This window comes from Campylobacter showae CSUNSWCD (assembly GCF_000313615.1).
In the GTDB taxonomy this organism is placed as follows: domain Bacteria; phylum Campylobacterota; class Campylobacteria; order Campylobacterales; family Campylobacteraceae; genus Campylobacter_A; species Campylobacter_A showae_A.
This window is the reverse complement of record NZ_AMZQ01000002.1, coordinates 126,286-144,413: the sequence shown is the minus strand read 5'-3', so window position 1 is coordinate 144,413 and position 18,128 is coordinate 126,286. Positions and strand designations below refer to the sequence as shown.

Here is an 18,128-nt window from a genome sequence, read left to right as displayed (position 1 = left end):
TGTATCATTTGAAAGCAAAAAGACGGCTTTGGAAGCTAAATTTATAAGAAAACGGCTGGACTTTTACGTCCAGATTTTTCTTTTCTGCGGTTTTATCTATGGGTTTTAGTATATTTACGCCGCTTTTTCAAGCTTCATTAGCTCTTTTGGATAGGCAAATTTCTCAACTTTAAATTCAAAAAACAAGCCGTCAAATTTAAACGGCTTGCCTTAAGCCTAACGCTCTTTCCCCAAACCCATCCCCCACGATAAACTCCGTCGTATAAACCAGCGCGCGGCCTTCCTGCGCGTCTTTGATGCGGATGATCAGTCGTTTGTTATTTTTATCGGCTGCAGCTCGGTGTTCGCCGATGGCGGCGCGGTAAATTTGCGTGATTAGCTCCTTGCCCGTTTCGTCCAAATTTAGCTCTAACACGAGATCCTCGAGCTCTCTTTTACCCCTGCTTTCGCTAGCGGCCGAGCCGTTTTGATAGCTGCCGCCGCTCTCTTTACGCTGCCTAAAGCTTCTACTTTGAAAATTCATATCGCGCGCGTCCTCGAGGCTTACGACGTCGATTAGATTTATGCGAGCGCCTTGATCGTCGCGGCTGTAGCGCACCTTAAATGCTAACGGGGCGTCCTTTTGCTCGTCGCTTAGGCTCTCAATAAGTCCCTTTTCAGAGTCAAACGCCGCGACCTTAAATGTACCAAAAAGGTCCATGATGCTTAGCATCATAAACTCTTTGCCGGTTTTTTTACTAGGAATTTTAGCGATCTCGGCGATCTTGCCGACGACTAGGATCTCACTGGTCTTATCTATCTTGCCAAAGTCCTTGCTAGGCGTGTGTTTTATCTGCTCGATTTGCTCTTTGTATTTTTCAAGCGGATGCGAAAAGTCCATACTCATAGCTTCATCAAGAGTCAAAATTTTATCCAAATTTATACGCATGAACTGCCCGTCTTTGGAGTAGCGAACCTTAAACGCATGCGGCAGATCGCGCTCGTCCGCGCTCATCGACTCGACCGTGCCAAGGCTTCTGTCAAAGACCGCGATCTCGACCGTACCGTGAAAATCCAGCATCTCGATCGTTCCCATTTTTTTGCCATTTTTCTTGCTGATCCTTGTCGTTAGATCCTCGATCTTGCCCACGAGCAGCATCTCACCGTTTTCTGGTAGCTCGTCAAATTTATCGCTTAGCGTATATTTTATCTTTGAAATTTGCTCGCGGTACTCATCTAGCGGGTGGCCAGAGAGATAGATACCCACGCTTTCTAGCTCAAATTTGAGCTTGGTTTTTAGCTCTAGCTCGGAGTCGTCGCGCACGAGACTAGTTTTAACCGTCGCCATACTCTCGTCGTCGCCAAATAGGCTCTCGGCCGCGTTTTTCTTGATAGTAGCGGCATTTTTGCACGCCTCCACGATGTTATCTAGGTTGTTTAGCATCATCTTGCGCGTGAGGCCAAAGCTATCAAACGAGCCCGATTTTATCAGGCTTTCAAAGACTTTTTTATTTACCTTAAAGTTATCCACGCGCGAAACGAAGTCGTCGATATCCTTAAACTCGCCTTTGGCCTGCTCCTCTAAGATATTTTCTATTGCCGCGCCTCCGACGCCTTTTATCGCGCCTAGGCCGTAGATGATGGCGTCCTTGCCTCCTTCGCTAACGACTGAGAATTCTTTTGCCGATTTGTTGACCGATGGCGGCAGGATAGCGATATCTAGGCGCTTGCACTCGTCGATGTAGCGCGAAATCTTATCGGCGTTAGTCTCCTCGCTCGTGATGAGAGCCGCCATAAATTCGGCCGGATAGTACGTTTTCATATAGGCCGTTTGAAATGTCACGTAGGTGTAGGCCGCGGCGTGGGATTTGTTAAATCCGTACGAAGCAAAATGCAAAATGAGCTCAAACAGCTCGTCGGCCTTTTTGCCGTCTAGCCCCTGAGCTTCGGCTCCTTCGATAAATTTGCCCTTTAGCCTATCCATCTCCTCTTTTATCTTTTTACCCATCGCGCGGCGCACGAGATCGGCTCCTCCTAGCGAAAAGCCGCCGATAGTCTGCACGATTTGCATAACCTGCTCTTGATAGACGATGACGCCGTAGGTGGGCTCTAGTATGGGCTGAAGCTCTGGGAATATATACGTGATAGGCTCCAGGCCGTGTTTGCGCTTGATGAAATCAGGTATAAGATCCATCGGACCCGGGCGATAAAGCGAGATCATAGCGATGATATCCTCGAAGCAGTCCGGGCGCATATCGGCTCCGACTTTTTGCATGCCTTCGCTCTCTATCTGAAACAGTCCCAGCGTCTGGCCGCTACTGATCGTCTCGTAGGTTTTGGGGTCGTTTTTATTAACCTGCTCCCAGATTATTTCCTTGCCGAATCTCTTTTTTACGAGCTTGACGGCATTATCGATCACGGTTAGCGTCTTTAGGCCCAGGAAGTCAAATTTGATGAGGTCGACGTCCTCTAGGTACTTTAGGCTATACTGCGTGACGAAGTGATCCTCCTCGGCATTTGGCTGGCGGAAAAGCGGTGTTTTGTTCCACAGCTCCTCGTTTGAGATGACCACGCCTGCGGCGTGCATGCCGGCGTTTCGGTTTAAGCCCTCCAGATCCAGGGCAAATTTCCAAATTCTATTTGCATTTGAGTTGGTCGCTATCAGCTCGCCGATCTTTGGCTCTTTTTCAAAGGCTTGTTCTAGCGTGATACCTAGCTCGTCGGGGATGAGCTTAGCCATCGCGTCGGCCTCGGCGTAGGGCATGTCGCATACGCGCGCGACGTCGCGGATGACGCCTTTTGCCAGTAGCTTACCGAAGGTTATAACCTGCGCGACGTTAAATTTGCCGTACTTTTCGATGACGTAGTCGATGATCTCGCCGCGGCGATTTTGACAAAAGTCCACGTCGATATCGGGCATACTCACGCGCTCCGGGTTCAAAAAACGCTCGAAAAGCAGGTTGTACGGCAAGGGATCCAGGTCGGTGATCTTTAGACTATACGCAACCAGGCTTCCCGCCGCAGAGCCGCGTCCGGGGCCTACCGGCACGCCGCGCTTTTTAGCTTCGTTGATAAAGTCCCAAACGATCATCATGTAGCCTGGGAAGTTCATCTTGTTTATGATATCTATCTCGCGTTGCAGGCGCGTGCGATACTCCTCGTGGCGCTCTGCAGGGACAAATTTCAGCCTATCCTCCAGCCCCAGCCTGCACTCGTGTTCAAACAGCACGCTGTCGTTTGGTATGCTATATCGCTTATCAGGCTCGGGCAGGCTCAAATTTCGCTCGGCTGCGTACTCGAGCGTAAATTTAAAATTGGGCGGCGTAGCGTCGCCTAGCTTGATAGAGAGGTTGCATTTATCAACGATTTCTTGCGTGTTTGCGACAGCTTCTGGGATATCGGCGAAAAGCTCGCTCATCTGCGCTGGCGTCTTGACGTAAAACTCGTGCACGCTGTGGCGCAGGCGGTTTGGATCGTCTAGCAGTTTGTTCATCGCGATACACATGAAAACCTCGTGCGCATCGGCTCGTTGCTTAAACGTATAGTGCGTGTCGTTGGTTGCGATTACCTTGATATTTAGCTCTTTTGCTAGGCGCAAAATTTCATCGTCGATCCTGCGCTGATCGCCGATGCCGTGACGCATAATCTCGAGGTAAAAATCATCGCCGAAGACGTCCTTGTACCACAGCGCAGCTTCTTTTGCCGCCTCGTATCCGCCCGCACCGAAACGCAAATTTCGCTCGCTTTGGTTGAGGTTCCAGTTCACCTCGCCTTGCAGGCACGCCGACGAGCAGATGATGCCCTCGCTGTGCTCTTTTAGCATCTTTTTGTTGATACGCGGATAATAATAAAACCCCTCGATATAGCTCATGGAGCTAAGATACATCAGGTTTTTGTAGCCGATTTCGTTTTTGGCGATGAGGCAGAGGTGAAAGCGCTGTTTGGTGCTTTTATCTCCCAGCTCCTCGCCGTTGTGGATGTAGGCTTCGATACCGATGAGCGGCTTTATGCCTTCGTTTTTCATCGTTTTATAAAAGTCTATAGCGCCGAACATATTGCCGTGGTCGGTGATGGCTGCGGCTTTGACGCCTTGGCTTTTTAGCGTTTTGGCTAGCTCTTTGATACGGTTCGCGCCGTCTAGCAGCGAATACTCCGTGTGCAGGTGCAGGTGCGTAAAATCTGTAAAATCACTCATTTTTCGTCCTTTTTAATGCTTTTGATTTTACAAAAACTTTGCTTTTAGGCGGATAAATCGGTCTTGTTTAAATTTAGCTAAATGCGGTAAATAGGCTGATCGCGTGGATTTTTCGTCAAATTTGAGCTTAAATTTGACGCGGGCTTTGGACGCAAATTTGGGGTTGGCGATATAGATAACTCGGTTTAAATTTACGGCTCCAAATTTAGCCCAAATTTAAGCGGTAAAATTGACGAAACCTTGCGGGTGTAAATAGAAATTTGAAGCGCTATTACGAGGGGATTAAGAAAAATTTAGATAAGCCGGTAAAAATTTACCGCGCTTTTTAAACAATCCAAGTAGCGCGTTTAAATTTATCGGCTAAATTTATCCTTAAACATCTCAAGCAAATTTGACAAAGCGTCGCATTTTGACGCGTCAAGACCAAGCTTAAGAGCGGCAAATTTATAGTGGATTTTGGCACTGTCCGCTATGCTTACAGCCGGTGCGCTCGAGCTTTTGGATAGCTTTTTGCCGCCATGCGCTAGCAAGCCATGATGGATGAAATTTGCGCCCGCAAAATCGTAGCCCAGCATCTGCGCCATGTACTTTTGCGCCGCCGAGCACGCGAGCAGATCCTCGCCTCGCACGAGCAAATTTACGCCCAACATCTCATCATCCACGAGGCTAGCGAGATTATAAGCAGGCGTATCATCCTTTTTCCAAACAACGAAATCACCCAAAATTTGCGCCAAATTTATGCTTTGGGCTTGCGCGAATTTTTCCATTTCAAACGCCGCTTCGTCCGTCAAATTTAAGACGCCTAAATTTGATGAATTTAAATTTTCCGCGGCGTTAGGGCTAAATTTTTCACCGTCAGGTTTCTCTCTGCCTGAGCCGACCAAATCTGCCGAATTTTTTAAACCGTTTGCCGTACCGTTTTGCGTTGTTTGCTCATTGCCGCAAAAGCCGCTCGTTTGGTTTGCTAGACCGTCCGCGTCGCCGCGCAGGGCGTCAAAATTTATCAAATTTTGCCCAACTAAAATTTGCGCTCCGTCGATGGTGCTTAGCCGCATAGCCGTTTCGTCTTTTTTAAATTTAAGATTTTTCTTCGCGCAAACCCGCGTGTAAATGCCGTTTTTAAACGAGTTTTTCATCGAGTGCGAGCACTCGCAGGCGTAACAAACGCCTTTTTGCTCAAGCTTTTTTAGCGCGTTTGTATAGGCGCCGAGGCGAAATTTGGAGCTAAATTTGGTTTCAAATTCCCCTACTCCGCTAGGCCCGCCGTCAAAACCAATGCCCAGCATATCAAGCACGCGAAAGATATTTTCCACATATTGCCTACGGTAGCGCGGCAAGTCGTAGTCGTCGATCCTTAAGTATAAAATCCCATCAAAAGCGCGAGTAAAAAGATAGGTTAGCAAGAAGTTATAAACATTGCCCGCATGCAAAAAGCCGCTTGGCGTCGGAGCGATACGAGAGGTGATTTTTTGGTTCATTTGGAGTGAAATTTGATTAAAAAGCTTAAATTTAAAAATTAGTTAAAAGCCGTCAGATTTGACGGCCGGATTATTCTTTAGGTTTAGATTCGTTTACTCTTAGAGCTCTGCCGCCTACTTCCTTGTTGTTTAGCGCTTCGATCGCTTTTAGCGCGTCTGCGTCGTTTTCTATCTCGACGAATCCGAATCCTTTTGAGCGATTCGTGTCGCGATCTTTGACGATTTTCGCGCGTTTTACTTCGCCAAACGGCGCAAATGTATCCTTAAGTTCTGCCTCAGTCATGCGATATGACAAGTTACCGACGTAAATATTCACAGTAACGTTTCCTTAAATCAAATTCCCGATAAAATCGGTTAATAGATGATACCTGAATTTAAATAAAAAAGCTAGATAAAAATTGATATTTTTATAATTTTTTGTAAATTTAAATCTCGCCGGGAGTTTTTGGAAATTTATTTTTTATTCGAAGGTTTGGGGTTGCGTAAAATTTGCCGTAAATTTAAGACACATTTGGCGTAAAACGTCGGTCGATCTGCGCAAATAAATTTAAACTAAAGCGCAGCCTTGTCGGCAATTTTTATAATTTTATAGCCGCAAATTTGATGTTTTCAGCCTTAATAAAATTTAAGCCGCACCTTCGCCAAAAACTGGCAAAACGTGCGGCATTTATCAAATTTAATCCCGCAAATCTTTATTTGACAAATAAAAGTCCGTTTTTCACTTCGTTATAAGCTTGCTCGCCGTTTAAAATTTTAACCAGCTCCAAGGCAAACTCCATCGCCGTGGCAGGACCCCTTGAGGTGATGATACGGCCGTTTATCACGACATTTCTATCACTTACGTAGCTTCCGCCGCGTACGGCTTTTTCGCAGCTAGGATAGCAGGTAAACTCGCCTCTAACGATCTCTGCAGCGTCAAGAGCGATCGGCGCGGCGCAAATGGCGGCGACGAATTTACCTTTTTTATCGAAACGCTTTATAATTTCTCTCATTTTTAGATTTCCTTCGATATTTGAGACGCCCGGCTGACCGCCCGGCAAAACTAGCATATCATACTCGTCCTCCTCAAGATCGTAAAGCGTCATATCGCAGACGAATTTCACACCGTGAGTGCCCGTGATAGGTAGCTTATCAAGCCCGACTACATGGGCCTCCACGCCGCCTCGTCTAAGCACGTCCACGATACTAACGCCCTCTATCTCCTCAAACCCGTCGGCAAAAATCACGGCAACTTTTTTCATAATTTTCTCCTTAAATTTTTCATAATTATACCTCTGTTTATTAAATTTACGCTACAATCCAGCTCACTTTAAATTCGAAAGGAAGGAACATGGAAGTAAAGATTACATATTGCAATTCTTGAAACTATAGACCGGTAGCTTCTCGTGTAGAAGAAGAATTTTTAAGTCAAATCCCAGGTGCTAAAATTAGCAAAATCGTCGGTAGCGGCGGAAACTTCATAGTTGAAGTAGATGGAAAGATAGTATTTTCCAAAAAAGATCTCATCGGCACGGAAGTAAATGCCCTGCCAAATCACGAAGAGATCGCGGCTTTGGTCGATAGCGTTAAAAAATCAGCCTAAAGTCTAAGCCGAGGCTTAGGCCTTGGCTTTTATTCTTTCAAATTTTATCTCGTCTTTTTTATATTTTTTCAGCAAATCGTTTATACGCCTCTCAAAAATTTTCCATCTAGCTTCGTGTCCGTATTTTTCAAACAAATTTAACGCTTGGCTGGTCAAAATTTCTTGTTCATTCTTTATGAGTAAATATTCAAAAAGCTGATCAATCACCGCTAGACCGTTTCGATCTAATATCAAATCAATCAAATTTTGTTCGGTTTTTATCTCGCCAAAAAATCTAAACACCGCCGCTAAATCATTTGTTAAATTTTGACAAAGGGCTTCGGTGTCGGTATTTTCGTTGATTTCATAATAAGCAGCCTTGGAGCCCGTGATGGATGAAATCCTTTCTCTAAAATGACACTCGTATTCTTTGGGTTTTGAGAAAGTTTCTTTGCCGGTCGTAGTATCGATAAATGCGCCGTAAATGCCGCAGTTTACGTAAAATCTAGTTTCAAATGCAGTATTGCCGCTACTTTTTTGTAAATTTACGACAAATATAAATTTGGGGGTATTTTTGTAGAAATTTAGCCCGCTTTTGGTAAAGCCACTATCTTTAAATAGCGGCTTTACTTGGGCTATGACCTCGTCAAATTTTGCTTTCATCAAATTTGACGGTTACTATTATTTGTTTGCGCGTTCGATGTACTCACCGCGGACGGTATCTACACGGATAACCTCGCCTTCAAGCACGTGAAAAGGTATCTGCACGACTGCACCGCTTTCAAGCGTAGCTGGCTTTTTACCGCCCTGGGTGTCGCCTTTGAAATTCGGCGGAGTTTCGACGATCTTTAGCTCGACGACTTGCGGCACTTCTACGCCGATGGCCTTGCCGTTGTGAAACAAAATCTCAACCATCATGCCGTCAATCATCCATTTTTTAACATCGCCCACATCCTCGTCGCTGATAGCTACTTGCTCGTAAGTCGCAGTGTCCATAAACTGGCAGAACTCACCGTCGTCGTAAAGATACTGCATCTCTTTTTCTTCCAAATTCGGCTGATCGCATTTGTCGCCCGCGTGGAAGGTCTTTTCAAGCACTTTACCGTCGATAAAAGATTTGATTTTCGCGCGAACGAAAGCTGCGCCCTTGCCCGGCTTTACGTGCTGATATTCGACGACTTTATAGGGAACGCCGTCTAGCTCGATCTTTAGTCCTTTTTTTAGGTCGCCCATAGAATAGGTTGCCATTTTCTCTCCTTGTAGTTTTGAAGGGTGATTATATCAAAAAAAATTTTAGTTTAGTTTAAGAAGTAGCGAGAGGGCAAATTTAGCCGCGCTCGCCAAAGTAAAAAAGCTCAAATTTATGGCTTAAATTTAAACTCGCCCTTTTCCTTGCTTTGCTCAGATTGCGAATGAATTTCTCTTTTCATTTGCTCGCTTACGCTAGGTTCGTCTTTTTTTATCTTTTGAAATTTCTTTTTTTCGGTCAAAATTTTCTCAAAATTTTTCGTACTTTGTTTTTGTGCTTCACTCTCACAGCCAGTAAGCAAAAATAAAATCGGAATTAAAAGTAAAAATTTCATACTCAAACCCTCCTTAAATTTAAGCCCCGATTCGGGCTTAAATTTAGACAACTGCGTATTTTGCCCATACGCAAACATCAAGATCGTTTAGCTTAGCCAGCGTCTCTTTGGTTATTTTTTCATCCACAAGCACGACCGCAAGCGCCATGCCATGATCGTCGCGCCCTAGACGGAAGTCGGCAATATTGATCTTTTCTTCGGCTAGGATAGATGAAATTTTAGCGATAACGCCTGGAACGTCATTGTTTTTAAAGATAATCATCTTGCCTTTAGGCTTAAAGTCTGTTTTAAAGCCGTTTATCGTCACGATGCGTTGCTGATTTTCGCCAAACACCGTTCCGCCGATCGTTACAACATCATTTTCGGTCGTAATGCGAACGGTGATTTTATTTTTGAAAATACTATTGCCGCCGACGGTGCTTTCTGTCGTTATACCTTTTTCGTCGCACAAAAATTTAGCGTTTACGTAGTTTATCGTATCGCCCAAGCTCTCTTTTAAAGCGCCCACGATCGCAAATGTAAGCATAGAGTTTGCGTACTCGCTGATAGGGCCGTGCGTCTCGATGCGGATGGCCTTGATAGCTTTTTTGTTGATCTGCGCGGCGAGGAAGGCCATCTTGCTCGTAAGTTCGATATAAGGCTCCACAAAAGGCGGTAGATCTTCCGTTTTTATCGGTAAATTTAACGCACTAGGATAGCTGATGCCGCGAGCCGCAGAGATAGCCTGCTCGGCTGCTGCGATAGCGATGTTGGCTTGAGACTCGAGCGTATTTGCGCCAAGATGCGGCGTAACGCTGACGTTATTTAGCTCAAGTAACGGGTGATCCGTCGCCGGCTCCTTCTCAAACACGTCGATACCAGCAAACGCTATCTTGCCGCTTTTTAGGCCGTTATACAGAGCCTCTTCGTTGTAAAGGCCGCCGCGAGCGCAGTTGATGAGACGTACGCCGTCCTTCATTTTTGCGATTTCCGCTTCGCCGATCATGTTTACGGTTTCTTTATTTTTAGGAGTGTGTATGGTGATGAAATCGCATGCAAGGATATCGTCGAAATTTCGCGTATAAACGCCACCCATATCGGCTACTTTTGACGGATCGATGTACGGATCGTAAGCAACGATTTTCATACCGAAAGCCGCAGCCCTAACCGCCACGCGAGAGCCGATGTTGCCAAAGCCGATGACGCCTAAAGTCTTGTTAAAAAGCTCAACGCCGTACCATTTCTCGCGTTTCCAAATTCGGTCGATTTTTAGGTCGTTGTGAGCGTACGGAAACGAGCGAGCGGCAGCTAGCATATGAGCCATCGTTAGCTCTACCGCGGCGATTGTGTTTGCCGTAGGGACGTTCATTGCGATGATGCCGCGTTTTGAACAGCCATCGATATCTACGTTATCGACGCCCACGCCGGCGCGCACGAGAGCTTTTAGATTTTTAGCCGCATTTAAAAATGCTTCGCCGACCTCGGTTGAGCTTCGCGTGATAGCCACGTCAGCCTCGCCTAAAATCTCCAAAAGCTTATCTTTAGGTATATTTACCGCGTCGATTACCTTTATATCCTCTTCGCGATTTAAAATTTCAAAGCCTACTTTATGTATTGCGTCGCACACTATTATCGTTTTCACAGCTTAATCTCCTTGAAAGTTGAGCGTATCTCGTACGCTTTAAGTTCGTTTATAACGCGGTCTAAAATGCCATTATCTTGCGTGTTGATGTAAATTAAATTTTGCGAATTTTCTTTTACTACACTAAAATCCACGGGTATATTTTTTAATGTTTGAGTAAGGCAAAACATCGAATATATATCATTTTTATCTATAATCAACTGATAAGTTGTTTTAATGGCAACTCTCGGCTCGTCTTTAAACTCTACAAATATCTCGTTGCTTGCCAGGGTATATTTTCTAGGGGCCAAATTTGCCATTTCGCCGATCCATGAAGTATGGCTAGCGGTCAAATTTGACTCCTCGCTATTTTGCGGTATTTTTAGCTCCGCAGGCGCGGACTCTTTTAAATTTACGTCCGCATACTTATACAGCAAAGTGCCACATACGCAGACGAAAATAAGCAAAAAAGCCATCGCGCCCCAAAGCAGATATCGCTTCATCTACTTATGATAGTTTTTCTTTGATAATGTCGCCTAAAGTAACTTTATCGTCGCTATTTATCTCGTTTAGTACCTCGCGCTCTTTTTGTTTAGCAAGGCGTCTTACGCTCAGGCGAATTCTATTTTTCTTCTCATCGATAAAGGCTATTGCCGCTTCGATACTGTCGTTTATATTTAGACTTTCAGCGCTTACGCTACCTAGGTCTTCTTTGCGGATAAGAGCATCGACATTATCTCCAAGCTCTACAAATACGCCAAAATCTTTAATGTCGCGAATTTTACCGGTCACGATGTCGCCTACGTTAAATTTCTTCGCGTAAGCTTGTACCGGGCTTTGCTTTAGGTCTTTTTGGCTAAGCGAAATTTTTTGATCGTTAGAATCGATTTTGATGATTTTTACCTCAATCTCGTCGCCTACTTTAAATAAATCTTTGCACTTATCGTTTCTATCCCATGAAGCGTCTTCATTGTGAAGTAGGCCTTCTACGCCCCCGATTCTAACAAATGCACCAAAATTCGTTACGCTAGTAACTACGCCTTTAGTGATGTCGCCTTCTTTAAATTGGGCTTTAAATTCGTCAAACGGCTTTTTAAGTAAATTTTTAAGACTGACTCTTAGGCGGCGATCTTTTGCGTCTATCTCGATAACCTCGACGTCAAGCTCCTCGCCTTCGCTTATGTGGTCTTTTGGATTTTTGATATTTTTATCCCATGAAATTTCAGAAATGTGCAAAAAGCCCTCTATATCGTTGCCAAGATCGACAAATGCGCCGTAAGGCTCGATGTTACTGACTGTTACTTTTATAGTATCGCCCACATCTAGTCCGTCTTTTATCTCTTCCCAAGGATCCGGAGTCGCAGCCTTGATAGATAAAGAAAGGTGTTTTTTCTCGTTATCGTATTTGATAACTTTTACTAAAACTTTATCGCCCTCTTTGTAGATAGAGCCTGGATTTACCGGTCCTTTATAGCTTATTTCGCTGTAGTGTACTAGCCCATCCACTCCACCTACATCTACAAACATACCGTAGGTAGTGATTTTCTTAACCACACCCTCTATCACGTCCGTATTTTCAGCGACAGCAGATATCGCTTCTCTTTTTTTCTTTCTATCTTCGTCAAGCAGTTTTTTTCTCGACACGATAATACTTTGCTCGTCTTTGTCTATTTTTATGACTTTTACTTTAAACGACTTTCCTACTACCGCGTTTGCATCTTTAAACCCGCCTTGCGAGCGAGGCAAGAAAAACTCAATGCCGTCGCTGTTTTGAGCAACGAAACCGCCTCTATTTTTACCGATTATTTTTACGTCGAATATGTCTTGATTTTCTTCGTTATATGAGTCTATATAGGCTTTTACTTTTTCTTTTCTAAGCGCTTTTTTGTGAGAAACGATAGGTTTACCGCCCCTTGAACCGGTTATTACGACTTTGATCGTGTCGCCAGCCTTAAATTTAAGCTCTCCGTTTTCGTCCTGGATCTCGGAAATATTTAAAATTCCCTCTGATTTTTTACCGACATTTACAAAAACCTCGTCGCCCTTAATATCGACGATTATTCCGTCGCTATCTTCTTCAGTCTTTTTAAAAGACTCCTCTAACATCGCGGCAAAATCGTCGTCTTCGATACCGTCGTTTGCCTTACCAAGCTGAACTTTTTTGTTCACCGCAGCCATCTTGTTCCTTTTGTATATATTTTGCTTTTAACACAATTAGACTTAATTTTACTTAATATTAACTTATTTGTAGATTAACTTGCGAAATTTCAGGGCTAAATTTGAAATTTTGTTTAAAAAGGTAATGGGTATTTATTAAATTTGAAAGCTCTCCAGCTTGTCAATCACTTTTTGGATAATCCAATCAGGCGTAGAGGCTCCAGCACTCACTCCGCAGAGATTTTTCCCTTCAAACCATGTACGCTCGAGTTCCAACTCATTTTCCACGAGATAGCTATCCTCGCAGGCGGTTTTTGAGATAAGATAGAGCTGCTTTGTATTTGAGCTATTTTTGCCGCCGACTACAACCATAACGTCGGCTCTAACGGCTAAGTTTTTAACAGCTTCTTGGTTTTCAAAAGTAGCATTACAAATCGTGTTAAAAACACGCACCTCTTTTACGCGCAGCATCAAATAATTTACGATTTGCATAAATTTTTCTACTTTGCGCGTCGTTTGACTGATGACGGCTACTTTTTGAGCCAGTTTTACGCTCTCTAGCTCACTCTCTTCTAGCACGACGAAAACCTTACCGACGGCGTATGATTTTACACCTTTTATCTCGGGGTGTTTTTCATCGCCGAATATCACGATATCGTAGCCCTCTTTGCTCATTTTCTCGCAAATTTGCTGTGGCTTGGTGACAAATGGGCACGTAGCATCGATCACCTTTATGTCGCTTTTTTTTAGCTCTGCTAGGTCGCCCTTTGTGATACCGTGCGTGCGGATGATTGCTTTTTTCTCACCGTCGATTTCGTTTATGCCTTCAAGCGTTTTGACGTTAAAATTTTTATTTAGGCGATTTATCTCGTCGTTATTATGGATGATGGGGCCGATAGTTACTGCGTCCTTGGCGTTTTCGGCGATTTTTATAGCGCGCTTGACGCCAAAGCAAAAGCCGTAACTGCTAGCAAGCTCAATCTTCAACGCTAGCTCCGAGTTGCCTTAAAATCCCGCTAAAATTTGGAAACGAAGTAGCGATAAATTCGCTCTTTTCTATAACCATTCCGCATTTTAGCCCAAGCACCGCAAAGCTCATCGCGATACGGTGATCACCGTTACTATCGATGATAGCACAGTTTGCCTCGCCGCCTTTTACGCTAAAGCCGTCTTCAAATTCTTCGACTTCAAGCCCGCATTTTCGTAGTCCTTGCACCATGATCGCAATCCGGTCACTCTCCTTAACGCGAAGCTCTTTTGCGTTTCTCACGCTACTAGTGCCTTGCGCGTTTGCAAATGCGATGGCAAGTGCGGGCACCTCGTCGATTAGCCATGAGATATTTTCACTCACGTCCACGGCTTTTAGAGGCGCGTGTTTTATCTCGATCTCGCCGATGCTTTCGTATGTGCCGGAAGTTTCTTTAAACGTTACTTGCGCGCCCATTTTGGCTAAAATTTTAAAGGCCTCGACGCGCGTTTTATTTAGCAACATATTTTTTAGCACGATATGAGAATTCGGCGTTATCGCTGCGGCTACGGCAAAGAAAAATGCCGAACTAGGGTCGTTTGGTACGCAAATTTCAAGCGGTTTTAGCGGCGCGCTCATCGGCTCAACCTTAACGCCGCGGGGTAAAATTTGCAGGCTCGCACCCATACCTTTTAGCATGCGTTCGGTGTGATCTCGGCTAAGCTCAGGCTCGCTAAGCTCGCAGCCGCTCGACTTTAGCCCCGCTAAAATCAGTGCCGATTTTACCTGCGCAGAGGCGATTTTACTATCAAATTTAAAATACTCCAGCTTCTTGCCTCGGATAGCCAAAGGCGCATGATCTCCGCCGTTTGCGCCGTCTATCTTGGCGCCTACGCTTATTAGTGGTTTAGCCACGCGCGCCATCGGACGACGGTTTAAAAACTCATCCCCGCTTAGCACGAAAAAACCCTCGCTAGCGGCCAAAAATCCCATAAAAAGCCTCATCGCCGTGCCCGAGTTTCCGCACTCTAAAACAACACTAGGTTCTTTTAAATTTGCGCTCGGAGTTATGATTAGCTCGCCATCTTTTTCCTCGATACGCGCGCCGAGATTTCTTACGATCTCTAGCGTATTTAGCGTATCTTCGGCCTTTAGGTAGTTTTTCACGCGGCTTGGCTTATCGCTCAAAAGCGAAAATATCGCGCATCTATGCGAGATGGATTTATCGGCCGCGATGTTTTCCAGGCTCGCGCTTATCGGCGTTCTTAATGCGTAAACTTTCATCTTAGTCCGATATTTAAATTTTGCTTTAAAGCGTCCAAAATTTTATCCATTATCGCCGCTACTTCCTCGTCCTCGAGCGTTTTTTGTATATCTTGGAAGTTAAATTTGACGCTCAGACTCACGTCGTCTCCGAGCTTTTCGTCCGAGTATATATCAACCGGCGCAAATTCTTTTAGGCACTCGATTTTTAGCGCATTTATACACTCTTTTATCGCTTCAAATTTCATGGTTTTAGGCACGATTAGGCTCAAATCTCTGCTGATAGCAGGGAATTTCGAGTATGGCTTGACGACTGCACCGTCAAATTTAAGCTTCTCGAACTCTATCTCGCAAAGATAGGTTCGCGGCAGATCACGCGCGGCCTCGACTCGCACGTCCACTCGGCCGATATAGCCCACGCAAACGCCGTTTTGATAGATTTTCGCTTGTTCAAATTCGCTTAGATATTTTACGTCGTCGCAGGCTTTTAGCTCAAATTCGCCGATCGCGTTTCTAACGGCCGTTGCAAAGCCTAAAAAGTCGATATCGGCAGGCTTTGCGCCGTTTAGTAGGCTAGGCTCTTTTGTAAGTCCACTAGCTACGAAGCCAAATCTCTCGCTTTGCTCGCCGTCCTCGCTAAATACGCTACCGAATTCAAAAATTTTGACCGATTTTCGCTGATTTTTTACGTTTCGCTCGGCCGATTTTAGCAAGTGATTTGCCAGCGTCGGTCTTAGCGTGTTTAGCTCGCTATTTATCGGGTTAGCTATCTCGGCTTTACAAGGCGCAAAACCAAGCGCGGCCAGTTCGTTAGCGTCATCAAACACATAATGCACGCTCTCGAAAAATCCGGCTGCGGCCGCTTTTTTACGCAAATTTAGCGCGTTTTTATAATCCGTAAAAGTATCGTTTATGCGGTTTGACTCGCTAAAATTTAGCGGCTTTGAGACGATATTGTCGATACCGACCATTCGCACGATCTCCTCGCAGACATCCTGCGCATTTACGATATCGTGCCTAAATAACGGTACCTTCACGTTCGCGCCCTCTTTTTCGGCGTTAAAAGTTAGGCTAAATCCAAGCTTTTTAAGTATCCTTACGACGTCGTTTTGCGCGACTTCTTGACCGATCATTTTTTGCATTTCGCTCATCGTAAAGCTCACGACCTTCGGTTCGCGCGTCATTACGCTTTGCTGAGAGCCCGCATAAAGCACGACCGATTTTAACGCGGCTAGCTGCTTAAATAAAAAATCAGCGCCAAAACCGACATTTGGCTCGCTGCCTCTTAATGAGCGATAAGCCTGCGATTGGCGCGGCATTTGCTTGTCTTCGTAAACCGTAGTCGCGATAACCTGAGGATCAGTGTAGTTAGCCTCTACTATGATTAGTTTGCTGTTTTCGTCAAGCCTCGCCGCATCGGTCTGATATACGCCGCCCACGCCCAAAAGCTCGCCGCCGGCTAAAATTTCAGTCGCCAAATTTGCACCCTTTTGCAGGTCAAAAACAGCGCGCTCGTCATCTTTTTTAAGCTTGGCGTAGTCATACGCACTAAAAAGCACGCCAGTAGAGTGCGTGGCGTAGTCTAGCAGGCGCTCGATGCGATTTTGTTTATCGCATTCGATCAGCGCCAAACGGATCTTCATCAGCAAATTTTCATCGAAATACTCTTTTATCTCAAATGCTCGGTATTGAAAGCTACTTTGTAAATTTTCCTCGACGTGGATAGCTAAAATGCGCCCGATACCGAGCAAATTTTCGCCCTCTTCGTATCTGGCAGCATCTTTTAGCGGCAGATCAAGCGCCGCCGATAGATCCCTCGCTACGCCATAAACGCTTAGGCAGTCGCCGCGGTTTGGCGTTAGCTCGATCTCGATGATATCGTCGTTTAGTAGCGGATATTCGCAAATTTCCTTACCTAGTTTTAGTTCGCCGATGCTTTCATCCAGCGGTATTATGCCGTCGTTTGTTTTTACGAGGCCGAGCTCGACGGACGAGCAGATCATACCGTTTGACTCGACGCCACGCAGTTTTGCCTTCTTTATCTCTAGGCCGCTAGGCATAACGGCGCCTGATAGCGCCACTGGCACAAACTGTCCGGCCTCGACGTTTTTCGCGCCGCAAACGATTTGTAGTGTCTCTCTGCCTACGTCTACTTGACAAACACTTAGTTTCTCGGCATTTTCGTGCTTTATCTTACTTTTTACGTAGCCTACGACGATATTTTTAGGTACCCTATTCTCTTTAAAGCTATCAACCTCGAGCCCGATCGAATTTAGCGTCTTTAGTAGAGTTTCGCTCGTTACGCCCGAGATATCTAGCCATTCGCTTAGCCAATTTCTTGAAATTATCATTTAAACTGCTCCAATAATCTTAAATCTCCCTCGAAAAGCGAGCGCAAATCAGGAATTTGATGAAGCAGCATCGCAAATCTCTCGACTCCAAGCCCAAATGCGTATCCGCTCACGTTTTTATAGCCGACCGCCTTAAAGACGTTTGGATCGACTACGCCGCATCCTAGCACCTCGAGCCAGCCGGTTTGCTTGCACACTCGGCATCCGTCGCCGTGACAGAAAATACAGCTGATATCGACCTCCGCGCTAGGCTCCGTAAACGGGAAAAAGCTAGGGCGAAAGCGCACTTTAACGTCGCCGAACATATATTTTAAGAAATTTTCAAGCATTGATTTTAAATTTGCAAAACTCACAGCGCCCTCATCTTCCACCACAAGACCTTCTACCTGATGAAACATCGGCGTGTGCGTTAGATCCATATCGCGGCGAAACACGGTTCCCGGCGCTATCATGCGGATCGGCGGCTTTTTACTCATCATCGTGCGCACCTGCACGGGGCTAGTGTGCGTGCGAAGGAGTCTGAAATCCTTAAAATAAAACGTGTCTTGCATATCGCGCGCAGGGTGGTATTTAGGCAAATTTAGCGCCTCGAAGTTATGAAAATCATCTTCTATGAGCGGTCCCGTCTCGAGCGAGAAATTTTGCATCATAAAGTACTCGATGATCTTATCCATAGTAGCCATCACGGGATGCAGTGCTCCAGCGCCGCTTGGCTCGTTAAATAGCGTTATATCGATGGCCTCGGCCTTCATTTTGGCTTTTATCTCGCCGCTTTCAAGCTCCGTTTTTTTAGCCGCTAAAAGAGCTTCAAATTCGTCTCTTAGCTTGTTTAAATTTGCCGCAAATTCCTTCTTGGCCGCTTCGTCCATATCCTTAAGCTTAGCAAACTCCGACGTGATCGCGCCTTTTTTGCCCAGTAGCGTGACGCGAATCTTGTCTAAATCCGCCAAATTCCCGCATTTTGCGATACTTTCTCTATACTCTTGCAAGTTTT

The 18,128-nt window shown here is 45.2% G+C and carries 15 protein-coding genes; 1 reads left to right on the top strand and 14 read right to left on the bottom strand.

The genetic code is table 11. The annotated features are described in order from the left end of the window. Positions 1-196 precede the first annotated feature (196 nt). The 4 genes from dnaE to CSUNSWCD_RS02700 all read right to left on the bottom strand — a co-directional run bounded on the left by dnaE (position 197) and on the right by CSUNSWCD_RS02700 (position 6,893). Entirely contained in the window at positions 197-4,174 is a 3,978-nt protein-coding gene (gene dnaE, locus CSUNSWCD_RS02715; protein WP_009493585.1) for a DNA polymerase III subunit alpha, read from the bottom strand. A gap of 353 nt (positions 4,175-4,527) precedes the next feature. Continuing rightward, positions 4,528-5,652, bottom strand: coding sequence for a tRNA glutamyl-Q synthetase (locus CSUNSWCD_RS02710; RefSeq protein ID WP_009493584.1), 1,125 nt, complete (start codon positions 5,650-5,652; stop codon positions 4,528-4,530). Between the two features lie 70 nt (positions 5,653-5,722). After that, positions 5,723-5,968, bottom strand: a complete 246-nt coding sequence (locus tag CSUNSWCD_RS02705; protein WP_002948394.1) for an RNA recognition motif domain-containing protein — start codon at positions 5,966-5,968, stop codon at positions 5,723-5,725. Positions 5,969-6,344: 376 nt separating this feature from the next. Next, on the bottom strand, positions 6,345-6,893 hold the full coding sequence (locus tag CSUNSWCD_RS02700; RefSeq protein WP_009493577.1) for a DJ-1 family glyoxalase III: 549 nt from the start codon (positions 6,891-6,893) through the stop codon (positions 6,345-6,347). A gap of 89 nt (positions 6,894-6,982) precedes the next feature. Here CSUNSWCD_RS02700 and CSUNSWCD_RS11845 point away from each other — a divergent pair, with 89 nt between their 5' ends. Then, positions 6,983-7,234 carry a SelT/SelW/SelH family (seleno)protein gene (locus CSUNSWCD_RS11845; RefSeq protein ID WP_277418901.1) on the top strand — a complete coding sequence of 84 codons (252 nt, stop codon included), beginning with the start codon at positions 6,983-6,985 and terminating at the stop codon, positions 7,232-7,234. A gap of 15 nt (positions 7,235-7,249) precedes the next feature. On the opposite strand, the gene CSUNSWCD_RS02695 is transcribed toward CSUNSWCD_RS11845, so the two are convergent. From CSUNSWCD_RS02695 to pheS, 10 genes are all read right to left on the bottom strand, one after another. Then, positions 7,250-7,876 carry a DUF4304 domain-containing protein gene (locus CSUNSWCD_RS02695; protein ID WP_009493575.1) on the bottom strand — a complete coding sequence of 209 codons (627 nt, stop codon included), beginning with the start codon at positions 7,874-7,876 and terminating at the stop codon, positions 7,250-7,252. An 18-nt stretch (positions 7,877-7,894) separates the two neighbouring features. Next, positions 7,895-8,461, bottom strand: coding sequence for an elongation factor P (gene efp, locus CSUNSWCD_RS02690; RefSeq protein ID WP_002948377.1), 567 nt, complete (start codon positions 8,459-8,461; stop codon positions 7,895-7,897). 113 nt (positions 8,462-8,574) lie between these two features. Then, positions 8,575-8,796, bottom strand: coding sequence for a hypothetical protein (locus CSUNSWCD_RS02685; RefSeq protein WP_034964190.1), 222 nt, complete (start codon positions 8,794-8,796; stop codon positions 8,575-8,577). Between the two features lie 43 nt (positions 8,797-8,839). Beyond that, on the bottom strand, positions 8,840-10,417 hold the full coding sequence (gene serA / locus CSUNSWCD_RS02680; RefSeq protein ID WP_009493566.1) for a phosphoglycerate dehydrogenase: 1,578 nt from the start codon (positions 10,415-10,417) through the stop codon (positions 8,840-8,842). Continuing rightward, on the bottom strand, positions 10,414-10,899 hold the full coding sequence (locus tag CSUNSWCD_RS02675; protein WP_009493565.1) for a hypothetical protein: 486 nt from the start codon (positions 10,897-10,899) through the stop codon (positions 10,414-10,416). The genes serA and CSUNSWCD_RS02675 overlap by 4 nt, the downstream gene beginning before the upstream one ends. Before the next feature lie 4 nt (positions 10,900-10,903). Continuing rightward, positions 10,904-12,574, bottom strand: a complete 1,671-nt coding sequence (locus CSUNSWCD_RS02670; protein ID WP_009493563.1) for a 30S ribosomal protein S1 — start codon at positions 12,572-12,574, stop codon at positions 10,904-10,906. 135 nt (positions 12,575-12,709) lie between these two features. After that, complete coding sequence (locus tag CSUNSWCD_RS02665; protein ID WP_009493562.1) at positions 12,710-13,540, bottom strand: 4-hydroxy-3-methylbut-2-enyl diphosphate reductase; 831 nt, start codon at positions 13,538-13,540, stop codon at positions 12,710-12,712. Continuing rightward, positions 13,530-14,804 carry a 3-phosphoshikimate 1-carboxyvinyltransferase gene (aroA, locus tag CSUNSWCD_RS02660; RefSeq protein WP_009493560.1) on the bottom strand — a complete coding sequence of 425 codons (1,275 nt, stop codon included), beginning with the start codon at positions 14,802-14,804 and terminating at the stop codon, positions 13,530-13,532. The genes CSUNSWCD_RS02665 and aroA overlap by 11 nt, the downstream gene beginning before the upstream one ends. Further along, positions 14,801-17,134, bottom strand: coding sequence for a phenylalanine--tRNA ligase subunit beta (pheT, locus tag CSUNSWCD_RS02655; RefSeq protein WP_009493558.1), 2,334 nt, complete (start codon positions 17,132-17,134; stop codon positions 14,801-14,803). The genes aroA and pheT overlap by 4 nt, the downstream gene beginning before the upstream one ends. Further along, complete coding sequence (gene pheS, locus CSUNSWCD_RS02650) at positions 17,131-18,123, bottom strand: phenylalanine--tRNA ligase subunit alpha (RefSeq protein WP_009493556.1); 993 nt, start codon at positions 18,121-18,123, stop codon at positions 17,131-17,133. The genes pheT and pheS overlap by 4 nt, the downstream gene beginning before the upstream one ends. Positions 18,124-18,128: the final 5 nt, after the last annotated feature.

Coding starts and splice junctions, on each gene's coding strand:
- CSUNSWCD_RS02675 (WP_009493565.1), bottom strand. CDS start 10,899: ATGAAGCGATATCTGCTTTGGGGCGCGATGGCTTTTTTGCTTATTTTC.
- CSUNSWCD_RS02685 (WP_034964190.1), bottom strand. CDS start 8,796: ATGAAATTTTTACTTTTAATTCCGATTTTATTTTTGCTTACTGGCTGT.
- CSUNSWCD_RS02670 (WP_009493563.1), bottom strand. CDS start 12,574: ATGGCTGCGGTGAACAAAAAAGTTCAGCTTGGTAAGGCAAACGACGGT.
- pheT (WP_009493558.1), bottom strand. CDS start 17,134: ATGATAATTTCAAGAAATTGGCTAAGCGAATGGCTAGATATCTCGGGC.
- efp (WP_002948377.1), bottom strand. CDS start 8,461: ATGGCAACCTATTCTATGGGCGACCTAAAAAAAGGACTAAAGATCGAG.
- CSUNSWCD_RS02695 (WP_009493575.1), bottom strand. CDS start 7,876: ATGAAAGCAAAATTTGACGAGGTCATAGCCCAAGTAAAGCCGCTATTT.
- dnaE (WP_009493585.1), bottom strand. CDS start 4,174: ATGAGTGATTTTACAGATTTTACGCACCTGCACCTGCACACGGAGTAT.
- aroA (WP_009493560.1), bottom strand. CDS start 14,804: ATGAAAGTTTACGCATTAAGAACGCCGATAAGCGCGAGCCTGGAAAAC.
- CSUNSWCD_RS02710 (WP_009493584.1), bottom strand. CDS start 5,652: ATGAACCAAAAAATCACCTCTCGTATCGCTCCGACGCCAAGCGGCTTT.
- CSUNSWCD_RS02700 (WP_009493577.1), bottom strand. CDS start 6,893: ATGAAAAAAGTTGCCGTGATTTTTGCCGACGGGTTTGAGGAGATAGAG.